At 70.7% G+C, this 18,025-nt stretch carries 18 protein-coding genes and 2 pseudogenes; 8 read left to right on the top strand and 12 right to left on the bottom strand.

Annotated elements, in window-relative coordinates; translation table 11 throughout:
- Nucleotide 1: 1 nt before the first annotated feature.
- Together efeO and OH768_RS37330 are read right to left on the bottom strand one after the other, a co-directional pair.
- The gene (efeO, locus tag OH768_RS37325; protein WP_406460446.1) at nt 2–1,138 is read right to left on the bottom strand and encodes an iron uptake system protein EfeO; all 1,137 of its coding nucleotides are present in this window, start codon (nt 1,136–1,138) and stop codon (nt 2–4) included.
- A gap of 174 nt (nt 1,139–1,312) precedes the next feature.
- Nucleotides 1,313–1,544, bottom strand: a pseudogene (locus OH768_RS37330) (hemin ABC transporter ATP-binding protein); the annotation flags it as partial.
- Nucleotides 1,545–1,549: 5 nt separating this feature from the next.
- Here OH768_RS37330 and OH768_RS37335 point away from each other — a divergent pair.
- On the top strand, nt 1,550–1,888 hold the full coding sequence (locus tag OH768_RS37335; RefSeq protein WP_406465843.1) for a hypothetical protein: 339 nt from the start codon (nt 1,550–1,552) through the stop codon (nt 1,886–1,888).
- Nucleotides 1,881–2,525, top strand: a complete 645-nt coding sequence (locus OH768_RS37340; RefSeq protein ID WP_406460448.1) for a PhzF family phenazine biosynthesis protein — start codon at nt 1,881–1,883, stop codon at nt 2,523–2,525. The genes OH768_RS37335 and OH768_RS37340 overlap by 8 nt, the downstream gene beginning before the upstream one ends.
- 3 nt (nt 2,526–2,528) lie before the next feature.
- Here the strand turns inward: OH768_RS37340 and OH768_RS37345 are convergent.
- The 4 genes and pseudogenes from OH768_RS37345 to map form a co-directional block, all read right to left on the bottom strand.
- Nucleotides 2,529–2,672, bottom strand: a pseudogene (locus OH768_RS37345) (DUF397 domain-containing protein); the annotation flags it as partial.
- Between the two features lie 56 nt (nt 2,673–2,728).
- Entirely contained in the window at nt 2,729–2,938 is a 210-nt protein-coding gene (locus OH768_RS37350; RefSeq protein WP_406465604.1) for a Scr1 family TA system antitoxin-like transcriptional regulator, read from the bottom strand.
- Nucleotides 2,939–2,969: 31 nt separating this feature from the next.
- Nucleotides 2,970–3,494, bottom strand: coding sequence for a heme oxygenase (biliverdin-producing) (locus OH768_RS37355; RefSeq protein WP_406460450.1), 525 nt, complete (start codon nt 3,492–3,494; stop codon nt 2,970–2,972).
- A 95-nt stretch (nt 3,495–3,589) separates the two neighbouring features.
- A complete protein-coding gene (map, locus tag OH768_RS37360) occupies nt 3,590–4,447 on the bottom strand; it encodes a type I methionyl aminopeptidase (RefSeq protein WP_406460452.1) in 858 nt (285 codons plus the stop codon).
- A 58-nt stretch (nt 4,448–4,505) separates the two neighbouring features.
- Between map and OH768_RS37365 the strand changes: the two genes are divergently transcribed.
- Nucleotides 4,506–4,736, top strand: a complete 231-nt coding sequence (locus tag OH768_RS37365; protein WP_019067283.1) for a hypothetical protein — start codon at nt 4,506–4,508, stop codon at nt 4,734–4,736.
- On the opposite strand, the gene OH768_RS37370 is transcribed toward OH768_RS37365, so the two are convergent.
- Complete coding sequence (locus OH768_RS37370) at nt 4,737–6,041, bottom strand: MFS transporter (RefSeq protein WP_406460454.1); 1,305 nt, start codon at nt 6,039–6,041, stop codon at nt 4,737–4,739.
- 53 nt (nt 6,042–6,094) lie between these two features.
- Nucleotides 6,095–6,697 carry a hypothetical protein gene (locus tag OH768_RS37375; RefSeq protein ID WP_406460456.1) on the bottom strand — a complete coding sequence of 201 codons (603 nt, stop codon included), beginning with the start codon at nt 6,695–6,697 and terminating at the stop codon, nt 6,095–6,097.
- A 112-nt stretch (nt 6,698–6,809) separates the two neighbouring features.
- Between OH768_RS37375 and OH768_RS37380 the strand changes: the two genes are divergently transcribed.
- From OH768_RS37380 to OH768_RS37390, 3 genes are all read left to right on the top strand, one after another.
- Nucleotides 6,810–7,892, top strand: coding sequence for an exo-alpha-sialidase (locus OH768_RS37380; protein WP_406460458.1), 1,083 nt, complete (start codon nt 6,810–6,812; stop codon nt 7,890–7,892).
- A gap of 37 nt (nt 7,893–7,929) precedes the next feature.
- Nucleotides 7,930–8,658: an NADPH-dependent F420 reductase gene (gene npdG, locus OH768_RS37385; protein WP_359613904.1), complete on the top strand. Its 729-nt coding sequence runs from the start codon at nt 7,930–7,932 to the stop codon at nt 8,656–8,658.
- A 71-nt stretch (nt 8,659–8,729) separates the two neighbouring features.
- Nucleotides 8,730–8,906 carry a hypothetical protein gene (locus OH768_RS37390; RefSeq protein ID WP_406460460.1) on the top strand — a complete coding sequence of 59 codons (177 nt, stop codon included), beginning with the start codon at nt 8,730–8,732 and terminating at the stop codon, nt 8,904–8,906.
- On the opposite strand, the gene OH768_RS37395 is transcribed toward OH768_RS37390, so the two are convergent.
- Nucleotides 8,903–9,673 (bottom strand): site-2 protease family protein, encoded by a 771-nt coding sequence (locus OH768_RS37395; protein ID WP_406460462.1) that lies wholly within the window; start codon nt 9,671–9,673, stop codon nt 8,903–8,905. The two genes, OH768_RS37390 and OH768_RS37395, sit on opposite strands and share 4 nt — an antisense overlap.
- Before the next feature lie 226 nt (nt 9,674–9,899).
- Here OH768_RS37395 and OH768_RS37400 point away from each other — a divergent pair, with 226 nt between their 5' ends.
- Complete coding sequence (locus OH768_RS37400) at nt 9,900–13,337, top strand: AfsR/SARP family transcriptional regulator (RefSeq protein ID WP_406460464.1); 3,438 nt, start codon at nt 9,900–9,902, stop codon at nt 13,335–13,337.
- Nucleotides 13,338–13,375: 38 nt separating this feature from the next.
- Here the strand turns inward: OH768_RS37400 and OH768_RS37405 are convergent, their stop codons facing one another.
- The 3 genes from OH768_RS37405 to panB form a co-directional block, all read right to left on the bottom strand.
- Nucleotides 13,376–14,197, bottom strand: coding sequence for an ABC transporter permease (locus OH768_RS37405; RefSeq protein WP_359613906.1), 822 nt, complete (start codon nt 14,195–14,197; stop codon nt 13,376–13,378).
- Nucleotides 14,194–15,213, bottom strand: a complete 1,020-nt coding sequence (locus OH768_RS37410) for an ATP-binding cassette domain-containing protein (RefSeq protein WP_406460466.1) — start codon at nt 15,211–15,213, stop codon at nt 14,194–14,196. Before OH768_RS37410 ends, OH768_RS37405 begins: the two co-directional genes overlap by 4 nt.
- A gap of 152 nt (nt 15,214–15,365) precedes the next feature.
- The gene (panB, locus tag OH768_RS37415; RefSeq protein ID WP_406460468.1) at nt 15,366–16,241 is read right to left on the bottom strand and encodes a 3-methyl-2-oxobutanoate hydroxymethyltransferase; all 876 of its coding nucleotides are present in this window, start codon (nt 16,239–16,241) and stop codon (nt 15,366–15,368) included.
- A 190-nt stretch (nt 16,242–16,431) separates the two neighbouring features.
- Between panB and OH768_RS37420 the strand changes: the two genes are divergently transcribed.
- Nucleotides 16,432–18,021: an MFS transporter gene (locus OH768_RS37420; RefSeq protein WP_406460470.1), complete on the top strand. Its 1,590-nt coding sequence runs from the start codon at nt 16,432–16,434 to the stop codon at nt 18,019–18,021.
- The last annotated feature ends 4 nt before the right edge of the window (nt 18,022–18,025 follow it).

Here is an 18,025-nt window from a genome sequence, read left to right on the forward strand (position 1 = left end):
CCTACTTCACAACGGCGGCGGCGAGCTTGGACAGCGGCTCCGCGAGGGCGTTGACCGCGTCCGACAGTTCCTTGCGCTGGTCCTTGGTGACCTTGTCGTACGGCACGAAGCCGTCCGAGGTCGTGGTCGAGCGGTACTTGTCGAGCAGCGTGTCGATCGCGGCGAACTGCTTGTCCAGCTCGGTGGTCAGCGCCGCGTCGTTCTTCTGCGCGACCGGCTTCAGCAGCTCGTACGCCTTCTCGGCGCCGTCGACGTTGGCCTTGAAGTCGCTCAGGTCGGTGTGCGAGTAGCGGTCCTCCTCGCCGGTGACCTTGCCGGTGGCGACCTCGTCGAGGAGTTCCTTGGCGCCGTTGGCCATGGAGGTCGGGGTGATCTCCGCCTTGCCGACCCGCTTCTGCCAGTCCTTCAGATCGGTGAGCAGCTCATCGGCGAGGGCCTTCTGCGCGGTGCCGACCTTCTTGTCCACCCACAGGGCCTTCTCCAGCGCGTGCCAGCCGGTCCACTTCTGGCCCTTCTCCAGGTCGTTGACGCGGGTGTCGGTCTTGGGGTCGATGTCCCCGAACGACTCGGCGATCGGCTCGGTGGTCTCCCAGCCGACGCGGGAGGGGGCGTAGGCGTTCTTGGCGGCGGTGAGGTCGCCCGCCTTGATGGCGTTGACGAACGTCTCCACCTTCGGGATCGTCGCGTCGGCCTCGTTCTGCGCGTACTCGCGGTAGGCGGCGACGGCCGCGTCCAGCTTCGGATCGCGCTTGGCGACCGAGCCACCGGTGACGGTCAGCTTCTGCCGCACACCGTGGCCCTTCATCCCGGGCCGGCAGGCGATCTCGTACGACCCCGCCTTCACCTCTGCGGTGAGCGTGTACTTGGTGCCCGGCCCGATGTTCTCCTTCTCGGAGACGATCCGGTCGTCCGGGAAGAGGATCTCGACCTCGGTCGCCTTCGAGCCGGTGTTCTCGATCTTCAGCGTGACCTGGCCGGCCGGGATCGACTTGGTCGAGGTCGTGCACTTGGAGTCGGCCGCGGTGACCTGGATCGCGTCGCCGTCCTTGGCGTCGCTCTTCGCGGTGCACGCCGTGACGGCGGTCAGTGCGGCCGCGGCGGCGACAGCGGTGACGACGGGAAGTCGGACGGCACGCATGCAGGCTCCAAGCGGGAGTGTCTGGTGAGGCAGTGTGGTGAGGCTGCCCTAACTTACCTGAGGCTTACCTCACTCATACCCGCCCGGGTGGGTATTCACTGATCACAGAAAAATCACAGACACGGCTTGATCTCGATGGCGGAAAGCGCATGGCAAGGAATGGTCAAGGGAAGGTCAAGCGTGGTGCCGTGGAGCCACGACGGCCGCCCCCGTGCGCGGATGCGGAAACACCTCAACCGGCTGGTCGTAGACGTCCGAGAGCAACTCCTCGGTGAAAACGTCACCCGGCGGCCGGCGCCAGATCGTGCAGCGCCACGACCACCGCGTCCCCGGCGTGCGCCCTTTCCCGGCACAGCCGCAGCACCAGTTCCTGGTGCCGGAGGTCGAGCGCGGCCGTCGGTTCGTCTGGGGGTGACCTTCCTCGACGGCTGGCTGATCCTCGACGGCCACGACCGCGCCGTGGCCGCGCTCGCGGAGGGCGCGCAACCGGTGTGCATGGTGCTGTGCCGCGTACCGGACGAGCCGGACTGGCGCCGTACCGCCGATGAACTGACCGAGGCGCACGAACAGCGCATGAGCCGCCCCGCGGAGTACCCCACACGCCAACGGGCCACCCTGGAAAGGGGATTCGGCGAGGCGCTGTCCGCGCTGCCCTACGACGCGCGCACCGGTAGCTGCCCCCTCACCGGCGGCCTGGCCACCTGGGACGACCTGGCCGCCGATGTGATGCTTCAATTCCCCCGTGACTGACTACGACGTACTGCGTGTCTTCTGCGGCCCCAGCGGCGGATACGGCAACGAACTCGGCGTCGTCCGCGAGGGTTCCGTCATGCCGGACCCGGGCGAGCGACAGCTGTTCGCCGGGAAACTCGGCTTCAGCGAGACGGTGTTCGTCGACGACCCCGAGCGCGGAGTCATCGACATCTACACCCCCACCCTGCGCCTGCCCTTCGCCGGCCACCCCTGCGTCGGCACGGCCTGGCTCCTGGACATACCCGAACTGGTCACGCCCGCAGGCATAGTCGGCGCCCGCCTGGACGGCGAGTTCAGCTGGATCGAGGCGCTCCCGGAGTGGGCCCCGCCGCGCACCCTGCGCCAGTACGCCACCGCCACCGAGGTCGACGCCCTGCCCGTGCCCCCGCCCGGCGAGTGGATCTACGCCTGGGCCTGGGAGGACGAGGCAGCGGGCCGCGTCCGCGCCCGCGCCTTCCCCGGCCGCGACGACGGCATCCACGAGGACGAGGCGACGGGCGCGGCGGCGTTGTTGCTGACCGACCAGTTGGGCCGCGCTCTCAACATCACTCAGGGTGCGGGGTCGCAGATCCTTACGGCTCCGCAGCCCGGGGGTTGGGTCGAGGTCGGCGGCAGGGTCTTTCTGGAGCGCTGAGACTCAGCCGAGGTGTGCGACGAAGGCGCGCCAGGCGTGGCGGCCGAACGGGATGACTGGGCCGGCGGGGGTCTTGCTGTCGCGGACGGGGGCGAACGCGGGGATATCGGGGGCGAGTTCGAGGCATTCGCCCTGGCCGCCGCTGTAGCTGCTCTTACGTCATATCGCTGTCCCGGGACGCGAGGTTTCGTGGCCTTCGTGGGTCATTGACCGTACTCCTTGGCAGTGCGACGGATGAGTGCGAGTGATTCCGTCGGCGGCAGCGCAGCGGTGCGCGCATCGTCGAAGAGCGCCCGATAGTGGGCGACTTCAAGCCTTCGCTCCATCCAGATGTTGCCCGTGGGAGTCTCCGTCAATACGAGATCCTCTGCCGTCACCTGCGGAAAGCCCATCAACAGGTACGGCCCGGCGATGGAGTGACTGCGCTTCCTGTGAGGCCCAGAGTCACGCCGACAGAGGAAACTCCTCCCCCAACGCCCGGAACACCCCCGTGTTCAACGCGAACGCCCGCTTGAACGCCGCCGGATTGCCGATCCCCTCGAAAACATAGAACCGCACCCCGTCCCCCTTCCGCGAGAACCCCCACGTCCGCTCCGCCTTGTCCCGGATGATCTGCCCGCCGGAGAGGTCCCCGAGGTAACGCGTGTAGTGATGGGCGATGTACCCGGCCGGCCACGACTCCGCGCACTCCCGGACCCGGTCCGCATAGGCCCGCGTCGCGGGAAGCGCAGTCAACCCCGCCCGCCAGTCCGCACCCCGCAGATGCTCAAGGTCCCGCTCCAGCGCGGGCAGCCGGAACAACTCGCCCCGAATGAACGGCCCGGCCACCGGATCCGCCGCCAGCCGCTCGGCACCGGTCTCCAACGCCTCGTACACGAACCACAGTTGCTCGGTGTAGCGGGCGTACGCGGCCACGCCCAGCCGGTCGCCGAGCAGGTCGCTCATGAAGGTGAAGGTCTCGGCCTCCACATGCTGTCAACGGGTTGCCGACATTCTGTCGGTAAAAGCGTACAAGAAAAGACCCGCCCTCAGCAGAGGACGGGTCCCGAGGTGGTCCCGGGGTGCTACGGCAGCGTGAGAACCTCCGCCCCCGTCTCCGTCACCACCAACGTGTGCTCGAACTGCGCCGTCCGCTTCCGGTCCTTCGTGACGACCGTCCACCCGTCGTCCCACATGTCGTACTCGTGCGTCCCCAGCGTCAGCATCGGCTCGATGGTGAACGTCATCCCGGGCTGGATGACCGTCGTCGCGTGCGGGCTGTCGTAGTGCGGGACGATCAGGCCGGAGTGGAACGAGGTGTTGATGCCGTGGCCGGTGAAGTCCCGGACCACGCCGTACCCGAAGCGCTTGGCGTACGACTCGATGACCCGGCCGATGATGTTGATCTGGCGGCCCGGCCTGACCGCCTTGATCGCGCGGTCGAGGGATTCGCGGGTGCGCTCCACCAGGAGTCGGGACTCTTCGTCGACGTCGCCGACCAGGTACGTCGCGTTGTTGTCGCCGTGCACCCCGCCGATGTACGCCGTCACGTCGAGGTTGATGATGTCGCCGTCGCGCAGCACCGTGGAGTCCGGAATGCCGTGGCAGATCACCTCGTTGAGGGAGGTGCACAGGGACTTGGGGAAGCCGCGGTAGCCGAGCGTGGACGGATAGGCGCCGTGGTCGCACATGTACTCGTGCGCCACCCGGTCGAGTTCGTCCGTGGTCACACCCGGCGAGATGACCTTCGCGGCCTCCGCCATCGCTCGCGCGGCGATCCGCCCGGCGATCCGCATCGCCTCGATCGTCTCGGGCGTCTGCACCTCCGGCCCGGTGTACGGGGTCGGCGCGGGCTTGCCGACGTACTCGGGGCGACGGATGTTTCCGGGCACGGAACGGGTGGGAGAGAGCTCCCCTGGTACGAGCAGCGACTGGCCAGACATGCCAGCGAGTCTAACCAGCGGACATGGGGGAACATGGCCGTAGGGAAAGGAGCCGTTGATGGCCCTGTTCAAGAAGCGCACGGTCGGGAAGCCCGGCGAGTGGTACTACTGCCTCGAACACAAGAAGGTCGAGGAGGGGCCGGAGTGCCCCGCCAAGGACCGCTTCGGGCCGTACGCCACCCGCGCGGAGGCCGAGCACGCGATGGAGACGGCCCGCGAGCGCAACCTGGAGTGGGAGAACGACCCCAAGTGGCACGACGCCACGAAGGGGAGCGCCGACGAGGACTGATCAGGCACTGGCAGTGGCGTCGGCGGCGCGCTGCTCCTTCAGCCGCAGCGCGTGCTCGTCCGTCCTCGCGTCGTACGACATCAGCTTCGGCAGTCCTGCGGCCAGCAGCCCCACCGCGCCCACGCACGTCAGCCCGCCCGCCCACACCGAGGTCCGCACCCCGGACAGCGCGGCCATGCCACCGGACCTGACCTGGCCCAGCTGCGGGCCCACCGAGTAGGACAGCAGCTCGATCCCGGCGAGCCGGCCGCGCAGCTCGTCGGGGATCGTCTGGTTCCAGATCACCGCGCGGAAAATGCCGCTGACCATGTCGCAGCCGCCCGCGACGGTGAGGAACAGCAGCACCAGCCATACGTTGCCCACGGCACCCGCGCAGGCGATCGCCACGCCCCACAGCGCGGCGGCCAGCACCACCATCCGCCCGTGCCGGTGGATCCGCGAGGTCCAGCCGCTGGTCACACTCACCAGCAGGGCGCCCGCCGGGACCGTCGAGTACATCAGCCCCAGCGCCCACTCGGCGTGCAGGTCGTCCGCGAGGAACGGCAGCACCGCCAGCGGCATCGCGAAGAACATCGCCGCGAGGTCGATCGCGTACGTACCGAGCAGCTCCTTGCGGCTCCACGCGTACCGGGCGCCCTCCGCGATCGACCGCAGCGACGGCTTCTGCGCCTCGTGGGCGCCGGGGGAGGCGGCGATCCGGAAGATCAGGACCACGGACACGACGAACGTCAGCGTGTCCGCCGCGTACGCGTAGGGCAGCCCCGCGAACGCCACCACCACACCCGCCAGCGCCGGTCCGACGACCCCGCCGACCGTCCAGCGCAGGGAGTTGAGCGCCGACGCGGCCGTCATGTGCTCGTGGGCCACGATCCGCGGCCACAGCGAGTCCAGCGCGGGCCGCTGCACCGAACCGAGCACCGAGGTCAGCGCCGCGATCACATACAGCGGCCATACGGCGGGCGCCGGCAGCAGCGAGTTGAGCAGCAGCGCCCCGCACAGCACGCCCAGCCCGACCTCGGTCCACACGATCAGCTTCCGTTTGTCCCACGCGTCGGCGAGCGCACCGCCGTAGAGCCCGAACACGATCAACGGCACGAGTTCCACGGCACCGATCGCGCCCACCGCCGCGGCGGAACCGGTGAGTTCCTTGAGCTGGACCGGGAGCGCGACGAAGGACAGGAAGTTCCCGAAGTTCGAGATCAGGCCCGCGACCCAGAGCCGGCGGAAGTCGGCGGAGGCGTGCCAGGGGGCGAGGTCGGGGAGGAGGGCGCGGAGGCGGGCAGGGGGAGCGGTGCTGTCGGTCACGAGGGGCAATGGTCGGGGCCGGGGGAGGGCCTGGCAACCGGATTTCAGGCTCCCTACCAGCGGGCGGGCGGCGGGGCCGTCAACTGGTCGGTGAGACGGGAGAGTCGGTCCCGGAACCGCCTCCGCCCCCGCGCCGCCGGCAACACGTTCTCCCCGGCCGCCGCGCTCACCAGATGCTGCACGGTGTCGAGGTCCAGGTCCGTGCCGTCCGGTACGGCGAGCGACTCATGGGCCAGGGACGCCAGTTCACGGTCCTCGGAGCCGAGGGAGAGGACGGTCGCCCCGGCCCGGCGGGCGTCGTGCACCCGTTCAAGGAGCGGATCACCCGGCCCCTCCGGCGACACGACGAGCAGTGTCTCGCCGCGCCGGGCCGCCTCGATCCGGCCGAGTCCGACGGCCAGATGGGCCGGGTTGGAGGGTCGCGCGTCATGCCGTACCAGAGTCGGGGCCAGTTCCGGTGTGCCCGACCAGGCGGCCTCGTCGACCAGATGCGCCGCGAGATGCCACGGCTCGTACGCGGGCGTGCCCACCAGCAGCAGCCCGCCCCCGTGCGCCACCACCGACCCGCGCAGCACCCCCGCGAACCGCCGCGTGGCCCCCAACCACTCGGTCCCGGCGAGCACTTCGCGAAGCAGCGCGACCCGTACGGCGTCCATGTCCGCGCATCCTGCCGCAACCGGCCACTCGTGACGTGGAGTTCACCGCGAATTCGCCCAACTTGGGGAAGGTGCGGGCTCATCGGCCGCACGTCGCACGAGGAGCCACCCCATGACGGACACCGCAGACGTCACCGTCCCCTTCCGCGCGGGCCAAGGGGGCTACGCGAGTTACCGGATCCCGGCGATCGTGGTCTCCCGCGCCGGTACCCTCCTCGCGTTCTGCGAGGGCCGGGTCGCCTCCGCGAGCGACTACGGCCACATCGACATCGTCCTGCGCCGCTCCACGGACGGCGGGCGCACCTGGGGCCCGCAGACCGTCGCCGCCGACAACGCCACCGACCTCGCGGGCAACCCGGCCCCCGTCGTCCTGGACACCGGCCGCATCCTGCTCGTCCACGTCCGCTCCGCCGCCTCCGCGAGCGAGGACGCCATCCTGCGCGGCAAGGTGAAGGCGGCCGACGGGCGGCGGGTGTGGGTGCGCTACAGCGACGACGACGGGGTCACCTGGTCGAGTCCGAAGGAGATCACCGAGCAGGTGAAGAAGCCCGAGTGGCGCTGGTACGCCACCACCCCCGGGCACGCGATCCAGTTGAGCACCGGCCGGGTGGTCGTCCCCGGCAACCACACGATCCCGCCCACCGGCACCGACGTCGGCAACGAGGCCGAGTACAACAGCGGCCACTGCCTGCTCAGCGACGACCGCGGCGAGACCTGGTACCTCGGCTACGTCGACGAGAACACCGACGGCTACATCAACTGCAACGAGACCACCGCCGCCGAACTCCCGGACGGGCGCGTCTACTTCAACACCCGCAACGACTCCCCGTCCCCCGGCAACCGCGCCGACGCGTACTCCGAGGACGGCGGGAGGACCCTCGTCAAGCCGTTCCGCCCGCAGGCCGGTCTCGCCGCCCCCGTCTGCGAGGCCGGCGTCCTCCAACTCCGCGATCCCGACGTGCTGTTGTACTCCGGCCCCGGCGACCCGGCCGCCCGCGCCCTGATGACCCTGCGCGCCTCGGCCGACGGCGGCACCACCTGGCGCCCGGTGTTCACGGTCGACGGCCTGCCCGCCGCCTACTCCGACCTCGTCCGCGTCGACGACGACACGGTCGGACTCCTCTACGAGACCGGGGACTTCGGGGCGTACGAGACGATCACGTTCTCGCGGGTGCCCGTGACGGACCTCACCTGAGCCGATACGGGTGCGGAGGCGGACGTAAAGTCGGCCCATGACCTCTACCGACAGTGCTGCACAGACCCCCGCGACGCCTCCGGCGAAGGCCCCCGCCAAGGACCCGTGGGATCTCCCCGACGTCTCCGGACTGGTGGTCGGCGTGCTCGGCGGGACCGGGCCGCAGGGCAAGGGCCTCGCCTACCGGCTCGCCAAGGCCGGCCAGAAGGTGATCATCGGCTCCCGCGCCGCCGAGCGCGCGCAGGCAGCCGCCGACGAACTCGGCCACGGTGTCGAGGGCGCCGACAACGCGGAGACCGCGCGCCGCAGTGACGTCGTGATCGTCGCCGTGCCCTGGGACGGCCACGGCAAGACGCTGGAGTCGCTGCGCGAGGAACTGGCCGGGAAGCTCGTCGTCGACTGTGTCAACCCGCTCGGCTTCGACAAGAAGGGCGCCTACGCGCTGAAGCCGGAGGAGGGCAGCGCCGCCGAACAGGCCGCCGCCCTGCTGCCGGACTCCCGGGTCGCCGCCGCCTTCCACCACCTGTCGGCCGTACTGCTCATGGACACGGAGATCGCCGAGATCGACACGGACGTCATGGTCCTCGGCGAGGAGCGGGCCGACGTCGAGATCGTCCAGGCGCTGGCCGGCCGCATCCCCGGCATGCGGGGCGTCTTCGCGGGCCGGCTGCGCAACGCCCACCAGGTGGAGTCCCTGGTCGCGAACCTGATCTCGGTCAACCGCCGCTACAAGGCACACGCGGGGCTGCGCGTCACGGACGTCTGAGCGGGTGGGGGACACTGGTGGCGACCAACCGCATCAGCGTCCCCCACGTTCCGCCGACAGGAGCCGATCCCATGCCCCGCCTCGCCCTCTACGCCCTCGTCGTCTGCCTGCTCGCCGTGGCGGCCGCGGTCGTCTCCTTCGTGGAGGGCAGCTGGATCGGCATCGTGTGGGTACTGCTCGCGGGCCTCTCGTCCAACATGTGCTGGTACTACCTCAAGCGCGGACGCGCGGCCCAAGACCTTTCCTAGCGCCAGAACTGGTAGAGGCTGTAGCCGTACGACGTCGCCCAGTCGCTGACGCCCAGGCCCCGCAGGATCGCGTCGATCATGTCGAAGAACTCCCGGTTGATCGACGGCACCCACAGCAGCGCGAACACGAACAGCAGACCGAACGGCGCGAACGGCTCGACCTGCCGCTTGATGTCGTTCGACAGCCAGGGCTCGATCACGCCGTAGCCGTCCAGGCCCGGCACCGGCAGGAAGTTCAGGATCGCCGCGGTCACCTGGAGCAGGGCCAGGAAGGCCAGCGCGTACTGGAACTCGGCCGGCACCCCGTCGAGGGCGTGCAGCCAGAACGGGGCCGTGCAGACCGCCGCGAACAGTACGTTCGTCAGCGGGCCCGCCGCCGAGATCAGGCTGTGCTTCCAGCGGCCGTGAATACGGCCCCGCTCGATGAACACCGCGCCGCCCGGCAGCCCGATGCCGCCCATGATGACGAAGATCACCGGGAGCACGATGCTGAGCAGCGCGTGCGTGTACTTCAGCGGGTTGAGGGTCAGATAGCCCTTCCCGCCGATCGAGATGTCACCGCTGTGCAGCGCGGTGCGCGCGTGCGCGTACTCGTGCAGACACAGGGAGACGATCCACGCGGCCGTCACGAACAGGAACACGGCGATGCCCGGCTTCTCGGCGAACCCGGTCCAGGTGGCCCAGCCGGTCACCGCCGTGACGGCCAGGATCCCGAGGAAGACGGGACTGATCCGCCGGTCGCTCGGGCGGGTGGTGGTGGCGGTCATGGGGGCGGGCTCCCTGCTGGGGGTCGGTGGATCGCGAAGCCCGACGGTACCGGGCACTAGGGGAAAACGTCTCGCGGGTGGCCACCGGTTCCGGGGAAGGTGGGCGCATGGGACTCTGGCACGCGATCCGCGACCCCGTCACCCCTCGGGGACGGCGGCTCCCGTACGCCGTGCCCGGCGCCGCGCCGCCCCAACCCCGTGACCGCTTCCGTCGCCACCAGAGACAATGGACCCCGTGCGCTATCGCATTCTCGGCACCACCCAGGCACTCCGTCCCGACGGCACACCTGTCCCGGTCGGCGGGGCGCGGCTGCGCGCCCTGCTCACCGTGCTCGCCCTGCGGCCCGACCGGGCCGTGCCCGCGAGATTCCTGGTGGACGAGGTGTGGGGCGCCGACCCGCCCGCCGACGCGACGGGCGCACTGCAGGCGCTGGTGGGCAGGTTGCGCCGGGCACTCGGCGCGGACGCGATCGGCTCCACGGAGAGCGGTTACCGGCTCGCCGTCGCCGCCGACGACATCGACCTGCACCGTTTCGAGCGGCTGACCGGCGAGGGGCTGCGGGCGCTGGCCGACGGCAACCCCGCGAAGGCGGCCGAGGCCCTGGACGACGCGCTGGCACTGTGGGGCGGCCCGGCCCTCGCGGACCTCCCCGACCGTACGGCGGAGGCGGCCCGCTGGGAGACCCGTCACCTGGACGCCCGCCGCGCCCGCCTGACGGCGGCCCTGGCCCTGGGCGACGCGGACACCGCCCTGCCCGAACTGACCGCCCTGTGCGATACCCACCCCCTCGACGAACCCCTCCAGTCCCTCCGTCTCCAGGCCCTCCGAGCCACCGGCCGCACGGCGGAGGCACTGGCCGCCTACGAGGACGTACGACAGCTGCTGGCGGACCGGCTGGGCTCCGACCCGGGGCCCGAACTGCGGGCGCTGCACGGGGAGTTGCTCAGTCCCGGTGGTGAGGGGAGCAGTGGTGGCGCCGCGGGACCCGGCGGGCTCGGCGGTCGTGCCGGCCTCGGCGGACCTGGCGCCCACGACCGCACCGGCGGACCGGGCGACGGCAACGCGTCCGGTGCTCACGGCACGACCGTCGGCGACGCCGATCACGGGCGGCCCGGCACCGACGCCCCCGCGGACCACGCCGTCCCACCCCCCGGCAACCTCCGCGCCCGCCTCACCTCCTTCGTCGGCCGGGAGGCCGACATCGAGGCCATCCGCGGGGACATCGCGGCGGCCCGGCTGGTGACGCTGCTCGGGCCGGGCGGGGCCGGGAAGACACGGCTGTCGCAGGAGGCCGCCGAACGCGTGCGGTACGCGTCGCGGGACGGCGTGTGGCTGGCCGAACTCGCCCCCGTCGACGACCCCGAGGCCGTACCGGAGGCCGTGCTCACCGCCCTCGGGGCGCGCGAGACCGTGATGTACGGCGCCGGCGCCGAGGCGATCCGGGCCGCCGGGGGAGAGCGGCACGACGACCCCGTGGAGCGGCTCGCCGAGCACTGCGGCCGGCGCCGGATGCTGATCGTCCTCGACAACTGCGAGCACGTCGTGGACGCCGCCGCCCGCCTCGTGGAGGCCCTGCTGGAGCGCTGCCCCGAGCTCACCGTGCTCGCCACCAGCCGCGAACCCCTGGGCGTACCGGGGGAGTTGCTGCGCCCGGTGGAGCCCCTGCCCGACCCCGTCGCGCTACGGCTGCTCGCCGAACGGGGCGCGGCGGCCCGGCCGGGGTTCGCGGTCGAGGACGACATCGAGGCCTGCGCCGAGATCTGCCGACGGCTCGACGGGATGCCGCTGGCCATCGAGCTGGCGGCGGCCCGGCTGCGGATGTTGACGCCGCGTCAGATCGCCGACCGGCTCGACGACCGCTTCCGGCTGCTCACTTCGGGCAGCCGTACGCTCCTGCCCCGCCAGCAGACCCTGCGGGCCGTCGTCGACTGGTCCTGGGACCTGCTCGACGCGGACGAACGGGACGTGCTGAGCACCCTGTCCGTCTTCGCCGGCGGCTGCGACCTCGCCGCCGCCGAGGCCGTGTGCGGGCCCGTCGCGTTCGAGACGCTCGGCTCCCTGGTCGACAAGTCCCTTGTGGTGGCGGCCCCTTCGGGAGACGGGGAGATGCGCTACCGGCTCCTGGAGACCGTCGCCGAGTACGCGGGCGAACGGCTCGACGAGGCCGGCCGCCGCCCTCGCGCCGAGCGCGCCCATCTGACGTACTACCGCGAACTCGCCCGCACCACCGACCCGTTGCTGCGTGGCCCCGGCCAACTCGCCGCCGTGGAGCGGCTGGAGCGCGAGTACGAGAACCTCCGCACCGCGCTGCGGCACGCCGTCGCCGAGCGCGACGAACAGGAGGCCATCTGTCTCGTCCTGTCGCTGATCTGGTACTGGCAGATGCGCGACGTCCGTATGGAGGCCCGCAACTGGTGCGCCGAGGTCATGGCCCTGGGGCCGAACCCCTTCGCCGCCCCTCTCCAGCGCGCCGCCCCGGTCTGGCAGCGCTGTACCGACGTCCCGCCCCCGCTCACCGGAGAACTCCTCGCCGAGGCCCGGCGCGGAGTCCATCTAGCACATCTGGCCTGCATGGACACGGAGTTGGACGCCTGGGAGACACCGGCCGCGAAGGAGAAACTGCGCCTCATCGCCGAGGTCTACGAACCGGGCCTGCCGCAGACCTGCCGTACGCCCGGCATGTTCTGGTTCTTCGCCGTGATGCTGAGCGGCAGCGTGGAGCGGCTGCCCGAGATCCTCGACGCCGACGTCCACACCTGCCGGACCACCCCCGGTATGGAGTGGGAGCTCGCCACCACCCTCCAGATGCGCGCCAACATGCTCGCCAACCGTACCGACTGGGCCGGCGACGCGGCCCGGGACGCCGACGAGTCACTGGAGATCTTCCGCCGCCTCGGCGACACCTGGGGCGTCGCCGAGGCGCTCTCCGCCCGCGCCGAGGCCCGGGAGCGCATCGGCGAGTACCGGCTCGCCGCCGTCGACTACGAGGCCGCGATCGAACACGCCGAACGGCTCGGCGCCCACGGGCAGACGGCCGTGCTCGGTGCCCGGCTCGGCAGTGTGCTCATCGAGGAGGGCGAGTTCGAACGCGGCGAGCGCATCCTGCGCGAGGTCATCGACCGGCCGCACGGCGCGAGCAGCGAGGCGATGCCCGCCGCCCGGATGTTCCTCGCGAGCCGCCTCGCCACGTCCGGCCGGATCCCGGAGGCGCGCGAGGAACTGCGCCTGCTGCGCGAGGAGTTCCACATCGCGCACTTCATCGTCTTCGATGCGTTCATCCTCGGCTCGGAGGCCTGGGTGGCGGCGCTGGACGGCGAGTACGAGGAGTCCGTGGACAAGATTCGCAAGGCGCTGAAACGGGCCGGTGACCCGCTGTCCGAGGCCATCGCCCCGCACATGACCTCGCTGTACCTGGGGATCGCCGCGGTCGCCCTCGCCGAGCTCGACGGTGGCGGCCGGGCCCGGGACGGCGTCCGCTGCCTCGTCGCGGCGGAGGCGCTGCTGCCGCCCGGGCATGTCCGGACCTTCATGGAACGCGAGGTCTACCGCCAGGCCGAACAGCACGCGCGCGGCGCGCTCGGCGACGCGGCCTACGAGGCGTGCGCGGCCGGGTACGCCGAAGGCGGCAGCCTCTCCGCGAAGGAGGCCGCCGCCCTGGTGTGAGCCGGTACGAACCCGCTGGGACGGGACGCATGGCCCGGTCAGGTCTTGGTGCGGAACTTGTAGATCGAGATCGGGGCCATCACCGCGGTGAGCCCCACCGACCAGGCGAGGGTCAGCAAGGTGCCGTGGGCGACCGGGCCGCCCACCATCAGCCCGCGGGCCGCGTCCGCCAGGGCGGAGAGCGGGTTGTAGTCGGTGAAGTTCTGCAGCCAGCCCGGCATCGAACCGGTCGGCGCGAAGATCGACGAGCCGAACTGCAGCGGCATCAGCACCAGGAAGCCCATGGCCTGCACGGACTGCGCGCTCTTCATGGTCACGCCGAGGGTGAGGAACACCCACATCAGGGCCGAGCCGAACACCGCGGACAGCCCGATCGCGGCGAACATGCCGAGCCAGTGGTGGATGTGGAAGCCGACGAGGACACCGACGACCATCAGCACGGCGGAAGCGACCAGCATCCGCATCATCTCGACCGAGATCTTGGCGATCAGCACCGAGGCCCGACCGATGGGCAGCGACCGGAACCGGTCCATGACCCCGGTGTGGAAGTCGGTGTTGAAGCCGGTGCCCACCCCCTGGGCCATGTTCATCCCCATCATGGCGAGCAGGCCGGGCACGACGTACTGCACGTACGCCTCCTGCCCGCCGCCCAGCGACTGCCCGATCGAGCCGCCGAAGACGTACACGAACAGCAGCGTGAAGATGACCGGGAACAGGATGGCGTCGAACATCGACTCCGGGTCCTGCCGGATCCACAGCAGATTGCGCCGGATCAGGGCGCCGGTGTGGCGCAGGTGGTTGCGCAGCGGGATACGGGGGTCCGACGCGACGGCGCCGGGATTCACGGCGACGGCGCTCATACGGCGACCTCCTCGCGGTCGGGGGTGGGCACGGAGTCCTGCGGGGCGCTGGCGCGGTGGCCGGTGAGGGAGAGGAACACCTCGTCCAGGCTGGGCAGTTCGGTGGTGATGGAGGCGATGGTGAGGCCGCGGGCGCTCACCGCGCCGACCACGGCGGTCAGTTGCTCGTCGCTGAGGATCGGCACCAGGACCGTGCCGCTCTCCACGTCGACGGTGACGGTGGCGAGTCCGGTGATGCCCAGCTCGTCCAACGCGTGGGCCAGCGGCCGCAGTTGCAGCGGATCGGCGGGCCGGATGCGCAACGCCCGTCCGCCGACCTTCGCCTTCAGCTCGTCGATCCCGCCGTTCGCGATGACCTTGCCGTGGTCCACCACGGTCAGCTCGGAGGCGAGCGCCTCGGCCTCCTCCATGTACTGGGTGGTGAGCAGCACGGTCACGCCCCCGCCGACCATGGACTTCACCTCGTCCCACACCTCCATGCGGGTGCGCGGGTCGAGACCGGTGGTCGGTTCGTCGAGGAACAGCACCTGCGGGTGCCCGATCATCGAGGCGGCCAGGTCGAGCCGCCGCCGCATACCGCCGGAGTACGTGCTCGCGGGCCGCTTGGCGGCATCCGTCAGCGAGAACCGCTCCAGCAGTTCGTCGGCGCGGGCGCGGGCGTCCTTGCGGGACAGGTCCAGCAGCCGCCCGATCATGTAGAGGTTCTCCCAGCCGGGGAGCTTCTCGTCGACGGAGGCGTACTGGCCGGTGAGGCCTATCACCCGGCGCAGCTGGCGGGGCTGGCGCAGGACGTCGTAGCCGGCGACGGCGGCCTCGCCGGCGGTCGGGGCGAGCAGCGTGGACAGGATGCGTACGAGGGTGGTCTTGCCGGCACCGTTCGGCCCGAGCACACCCATCACGGTGCCCTCCCGGACGTCCAGGTCGACGCCGTCCAGCGCCTTGGTCTCGCCGTAGTGCTTGACCAGCCCCCGCACGGTCACTGCCGTGCCGCTGGGAGTGTTGTCGATTCGCGTCATGCCGATGACGGTGCCAGGGCCTGCCGACAGAACACCTACATCTCACCGACAGGGACCTGTCGGTACCCACACCTCGCCGACAAAGACACCGCAGCCCCGCCGACGGGGGAAGATCGGCGGGGCTGCCTGGTGCCGCAGTGGCTCTGATCCGGTCAGTGAACCGAGTGCTCCTCAAGAGGGAACGTTCCGCCGACCACGTCCTCCGCAAACGCCTTCGCCGCGTTGCCCATGACCGCACGCAGATCGGCGTACTGCTTCACGAACTTGGGCATCCGACCGCCCGTCAGCCCCAACATGTCGGTCCACACCAGGACTTGGGCGTCGGTCTCCGCCCCCGCCCCGATCCCGACGGTAGGAATGTGCAGCACCCGAGTCACCTCGGCCGCCAGCTCCGCCGGCACCAGCTCCAGTACGACCGCGAACGCCCCCGCGTCCTGCACGGACTTGGCGTCCCGCAGCAACTGCTGGGCGGCCTCCTCGCCGCGCCCCTGCACGCGATACCCCATCGCGTTCACGGACTGCGGAGTGAGACCGATGTGCGCCATGACCGGGATCCCGGACTCGACCAGCAGCCGGATCTGCTCGTGCGACCGCTCGCCGCCCTCCAGCTTCACCGCGCCGACCCCGGCCTCCTTCACCAGCCGGGTCGCCGAGCGCAGCGCCTGCACCGGACCCTCCTGGTAGGACCCGAAAGGCAGATCGCCCACGATCAACGCCCGCTGCGTGCCGCGCACGACAGCGGCGGACAGCATGGTCATCTCGTCCAGCGTGACGGGCACGGTCGACTCGTACCCGAGGTGGCAGTTGCCCGCCGAGTCGCCGACGAGCATGACCGGGATCCCGGCCTCGTCGAAGACGGACGCGGTCATCGCGTCGTAGGCGGTGAGCATGGGCCACTTCTCGCCGCGTTCCTTGGCGAGAGCGATGTCGCGAACGGTGATACGACGTGTGCCCTTGCCTCCGTACAGCGCCTTGCTGCCGTCGGAGGAACTGTTCCGCACAGTCTGGGCAGCCGAAAGCTGCGTCATTGCAACGGCTCCTTCAGTCATCTCGAGGCACCCTCACGGTGTCCCCGGATCCCCTCCATGGTGGCACCTCGTGCCACTGAGGGCCAGAGGGACCCCCGTCACGTCGACTTGTGTAAGGGCTGAGTAAAATATTTACGATACGGGACGGTCCCGTATCGTAATTCGTCCGGGACTCCTTAGTCTGGACCGCATGACCACTCCACCCGTCCCGGGCACCCGGATACCCGAAGCGGTGCACCGTCGCCGCTGGGCCATCCTCGGCGTGCTGATGCTGAGCCTGCTGATCGTGGTGCTCGACAACTCGATCCTCAACGTCGCCATCAAGACCATCTCCACCCCGGCCCCGACCGGCCTGGGCGCGACACAGAGCGAGCTGGAGTGGGCGATCAACGCCTACACCCTCGTCTTCGCCGGCCTGCTGTTCACCGCCGGCCTCCTCGGCGACCGGCTCGGCCGCAAGAAGACCCTGCTCGGTGGCCTCCTCGTGTTCGGCATCGGCTCCGCGCTGGCCGCCGAGTCCGGCTCGCCCGACCAGCTCATCGCCTTCCGCGCCCTGATGGCCCTCGGCGCCGCGTTCGTGATGCCCGCCACCCTCGCCGTCCTCATGAACGTCTTCGAGCGCGACGAGCAGCCCAAGGCCATCGGCATCTGGGCCGGCGGCGTCGGCCTCGCCATCGCCATCGGCCCGATCACCGGCGGTGTGCTCCTCGACCACTTCTGGTGGGGCTCGGTCTTCCTGATCAACGTGCCCATCGTGATCGTCGCGCTCGCCCTGATGATCTGGCTGGTCCCCGACTCCCGCGACCCGAGGCCCGGCCGCCTCGACCCGATCGGCGTCGTCCTGTCCGTCGTAGGCCTCGTCCTCCTGGTCTACGGCATCATCGAGGGCGGCGAACTGGCCGACTTCACGGCGCCCAAGGTGCTGTCGACGATCCTCGCCGGTGTCGTGGTCCTCGCCGGGTTCGTCTGGTTCGAGAAGCGCAGCGACCACCCGTCGATCGACGTCACGTACTTCAAGAACAAGGCGTTCTCGGCCGCGATCGCTGCCATCGCGCTGGTCTTCTTCGCGCTGATGGGCGTGACCTTCTTCTCGGTCTTCTACACCCAGAGCGTGCGCGGCTACTCGCCGCTGCAGACCGGTCTGCTGATGCTGCCGCTGGCCGCCGCGCAGATGATCTTCGCGCCGCGCGCCCGGCTGGTCGTCGACCGCTTCGGCAACCGGATCACGACCGGCGTCGGCCTGCTGCTGCTCGCCGGGATGCTCGCCGCCTTCGCGACCCTCAAGTCGGACACGCCGATCTGGATCCTGGAGGTCGTCTTCTTCCTCATGGGCGCGGGCATGGCACACGTCATGACCCCGACCAGCGTCGTCATCATGCAGGCCCTGCCGCGCGAGAAGGCGGGCTCCGCGTCCGCGCTGAGCAACACCTTCCGCCAGGTCGGCGGCGCGCTCGGCATCGCCGTACTCGGCTCGGTGCTCTCCACCGCCTACCGCAACGGCATCGAGGGCAAGCTCGGCTCGGTGCCGGCCGCCCTCCGCGACACGGCCGGCGAGTCCATCGAGGCCACCCTCGGCGTCGCCGCGAAGCTCGGCCCGCAGGGCAGGGCCCTGGTCGGCCCGGCCAACGACGCCTTCCTGCACGCCATGCACGTCACCGCGCTGTGCGGCGCGGGCGTCGCGGTGGTCGGCGCGGTGGTCGCCTTCCTCTTCCTGCCCGGGAAGCCGTCGGTCCGCCAGGAGGGCAAGGAGGAGCAGGAGTTGGTCGTCGTGGGCGAATAGCGAC

Origin of the sequence: Streptomyces sp. NBC_01622, from assembly GCF_045209635.1 — a bacterium.
Lineage (GTDB): Bacteria > Actinomycetota > Actinomycetes > Streptomycetales > Streptomycetaceae > Streptomyces.

What these genes read in the sequence shown, in the direction of transcription:
- OH768_RS37400 (WP_406460464.1), top strand. Translation starts at nt 9,900, where the DNA reads ATGGACCCCGTGCGCTATCGCATTCTCGGCACCACCCAGGCACTCCGT.
- OH768_RS37395 (WP_406460462.1), bottom strand. Translation starts at nt 9,673, where the DNA reads ATGACCGCCACCACCACCCGCCCGAGCGACCGGCGGATCAGTCCCGTC.
- OH768_RS37390 (WP_406460460.1), top strand. Translation starts at nt 8,730, where the DNA reads ATGCCCCGCCTCGCCCTCTACGCCCTCGTCGTCTGCCTGCTCGCCGTG.
- efeO (WP_406460446.1), bottom strand. Translation starts at nt 1,138, where the DNA reads ATGCGTGCCGTCCGACTTCCCGTCGTCACCGCTGTCGCCGCCGCGGCC.
- npdG (WP_359613904.1), top strand. Translation starts at nt 7,930, where the DNA reads ATGACCTCTACCGACAGTGCTGCACAGACCCCCGCGACGCCTCCGGCG.
- OH768_RS37365 (WP_019067283.1), top strand. Translation starts at nt 4,506, where the DNA reads ATGGCCCTGTTCAAGAAGCGCACGGTCGGGAAGCCCGGCGAGTGGTAC.
- map (WP_406460452.1), bottom strand. Translation starts at nt 4,447, where the DNA reads ATGTCTGGCCAGTCGCTGCTCGTACCAGGGGAGCTCTCTCCCACCCGT.
- OH768_RS37375 (WP_406460456.1), bottom strand. Translation starts at nt 6,697, where the DNA reads ATGGACGCCGTACGGGTCGCGCTGCTTCGCGAAGTGCTCGCCGGGACC.
- panB (WP_406460468.1), bottom strand. Translation starts at nt 16,241, where the DNA reads ATGACGCAGCTTTCGGCTGCCCAGACTGTGCGGAACAGTTCCTCCGAC.
- OH768_RS37410 (WP_406460466.1), bottom strand. Translation starts at nt 15,213, where the DNA reads ATGACGCGAATCGACAACACTCCCAGCGGCACGGCAGTGACCGTGCGG.
- OH768_RS37380 (WP_406460458.1), top strand. Translation starts at nt 6,810, where the DNA reads ATGACGGACACCGCAGACGTCACCGTCCCCTTCCGCGCGGGCCAAGGG.
- OH768_RS37405 (WP_359613906.1), bottom strand. Translation starts at nt 14,197, where the DNA reads ATGAGCGCCGTCGCCGTGAATCCCGGCGCCGTCGCGTCGGACCCCCGT.
- OH768_RS37420 (WP_406460470.1), top strand. Translation starts at nt 16,432, where the DNA reads ATGACCACTCCACCCGTCCCGGGCACCCGGATACCCGAAGCGGTGCAC.